Annotated in this window: 2 protein-coding genes; one reads left to right on the top strand and one right to left on the bottom strand. The window is 28.2% G+C overall.

Annotated features, from left to right (window positions below; all coding sequences use genetic code 11):
• Positions 1-852: 852 nt before the first annotated feature.
• The gene (purU, locus tag CD150_RS12380) at positions 853-1,704 is read right to left on the bottom strand and encodes a formyltetrahydrofolate deformylase (protein ID WP_103161639.1); all 852 of its coding nucleotides are present in this window, start codon (positions 1,702-1,704) and stop codon (positions 853-855) included.
• Positions 1,705-2,118: 414 nt separating this feature from the next.
• Between purU and xdrA the strand changes: the two genes are divergently transcribed.
• Entirely contained in the window at positions 2,119-2,583 is a 465-nt protein-coding gene (xdrA, locus tag CD150_RS12375) for an XRE family transcriptional regulator XdrA (RefSeq protein ID WP_019468125.1), read from the top strand.
• The last annotated feature ends 346 nt before the right edge of the window (positions 2,584-2,929 follow it).

The raw sequence follows: 2,929 nt of genomic DNA, 5'->3' as shown, positions 1-2,929 counted from the left end.
CAATTTGTACAGTACACTTTATTCTCCTCTTTTCTTATAATATATATATATTAGCATAATATTTTATGCTAAGGTAAAAAAATTAAGTCATATGATTTTAATATAATGACAAAAAGACTTTATTTCCTATAAGAAATAAAATATAAACTTGAAGGAGATAGCTATTTTGGGTTACTTAAAGTATGAGGAAAAAGAAAAGAGTTTGTAGAAGTAATAAATTTGAAAGTGAAAATACATTAGAATTATTGTATAGGTCATTAAATTGTAGAATGATAAATATAGGATTTTACATTAATAATATTGATATATGGGTTGATGATGAAGCCATATATTCTAGTAATTATAATTAATTAGTACAATCAAGGTAAACGAATATGACGGGAAGAAGTAATACTAGTTTAACTGAATATCTCAATTTCAATGATTCAACGACTTGTATAATATTTTTGGCTCAACTTCCCTTCCAATTTCTTGTACTTTTTAAAACATCAATTTCAGCTTTTTGCCTCTGTTTTCTATTCTTAACTTTTCTTCATTATTTATTTATTCAATATTCTTACCATATGAATACTGTTTACCAACTTGTTGGTAGAATCTATGAGTTTTACCATTTTTACCAAGTTTTCACTTGTGCACTGTTCCTAATGTTTAATGTTTCCGTAATTTCGCTTGTACTGTAATCTTCAATTTTCATTTCTATAGCTTTATTTTTGATTTCTAATGAGTAAGCAACTCTTTTAATAGAAAAACACCTCCGTATTTTTCATTTTAAATGAATTCAACGGAAGTGTTTTTATTTTATTCTCACAAATTGTGATCAGTGCAAAAAGCTATCTCAGGTTTTTTTGAAGATTAATTAAAAACTATTGTCTTACTACTCGCAGTGACAATTACCTTATGCAGCACATGATATTCGACAGCTTGAGCTAACACACTTGATTCAACATGCCGACCAATTTTACGTAAATCTTGTACATTATACCGATGATTAATTCGTATAACGTCTTGATCTATAATAGGGCCCTCATCCAAGTCAGAAGTAACATAATGACTTGTTGCCCCAACTAATTTGACACCGCATTCCCATGCTTGTTTATAAGGATTTGCACCTATAAATGAAGGTAGGAATGAGTGATGAATATTGATGATTTGGTTTGGATAGTGACTGACAAAATGATCGGATAGTATTTGCATGTATTTTGCTAAAACAATGAGTTCAACTTGATGTTCAGAACAAACATCTAGTATTTTTCTTTCCACAATCGCTTTATCTTCGTTGCTAGGTATGTAATAAAAAGGAATATGAAGCGTTTCTGCGAATTGCCTATTGTTTTCATGATTACTAACGATACACACAATTTCGGCAGGCAATTCATTTCTGTTAACACGTAATAAAATTTCGTTGAAAGCATGATCTTCCTTAGAAACAAAAAGTGCTATTTTTGTATGTTGTTGATTGTCAAAGAGTTTAAAATCTATTTGATGTGTTTGCAACGTTGTTTCTAAATTTTCTTTCAATGATGGTACATTTTCAAATTCCAATCTCAAATATAATTGACCTGTAGCATTTGGTGAATGGTCATATTCTGTAAAATGATCTAAATGTAGAATATTAGAATCATATTGAGCAATTTTATTAGTAATTAATGAAGTAATACCGACTTTATCTGTACAAGTTGCAAGTAATATATATTTTTCTGTCATTTTTTTACACCTCAATTATTAAAGTAACCCTGATTATAATGAAAATTCTGAAAAATGTAAACAAATGATTAATTTCGATTATTTAAGGCAAATGGTATGCCAAAAAGTAAAATTTAAGATATAATAATAAATGGTGTTTTTATATCAAAAGAGTAATAAGTGAAAAATATAATCACATTTCATACTTGTTATGCGCTTACAATAAAAGTACTAAAAATGTTTAAGTTAATTATAAGATATAAGATTGATTATTTAGATAATTTCGCAAATAATAAAAAACAACGAAAATATCATTTCGCTCTTTTATTTTATCGCAAATTGTATTAAGATGTAATTTGTGTTTCAAGAAACGTGTATTATTGCAATTTCTTGTGTCCGGATAAAATATTCTTTTATGAAAGGTAGATTAAAGTAATGGATAGACAGAGTTTTACAGATTTAATTCAAACAAAATTTAAAATGGTGCGTATTGAAGCGGGTTATACTCAAGATACGATGGCACAAACAATTGGTCTTTCAAAAAAGACACTAGTACAAATTGAAAAAGAGAGAGTATTGCCAAACTGGACAACATGTGTGTCAATTTGTGCATTATTTAGAGATTCTGATGTTCTAAATAGTACTTTCGGATGCGACCCATTAGAAATGGTACAAACAATTTCACGTAACCATTGTGCGTATCCAAATCATTCTACAACAAGTGATATATATTGGAACACAGTTGATACGCGTAACGGCTATATTTTACAAAGCAACAAAGTAAGTGATATCTACCGTGTACTAAATCAGGAAACACAACCTATTTTTGGTACTTCTAAATTAAGAGAAGCTGAAACATATTTTGGTAGAGTTTCTAAAGAAGAATTAATGCACGTATAAATAAATGTACTGTGTGATAGAAGAATCATTATTTATAACATTAACTAAAAAGTTATGGCGTATATATTGAATGGTTTAGTCACTATAGTTAATTGAAATTGGTCTTAAACTAATACAGTTTTTGAACCTTATTAAAAAGATACATCATTGTAAGAGCGAACATTGGAAATCAAATGTTGATTGGTTTCTAAATCGCTCTTTTTTTATTTCTGAATTTATACTAACAAAATAAACATACTAGCAGTCCATGCTTGCAAACAACTTTGTTTAGGAAATAACAAATAGTATACACATTTTTTTGATATATGTTATACAATGTAAAAATGACTGATATGAATGTACCTTC

The organism is Staphylococcus ureilyticus, assembly GCF_002902235.1.
GTDB lineage: Bacteria > Bacillota > Bacilli > Staphylococcales > Staphylococcaceae > Staphylococcus > Staphylococcus ureilyticus.
Note: the sequence above shows the minus strand (reverse complement) of the source record. Positions and strands in the feature narration are given on the sequence as shown.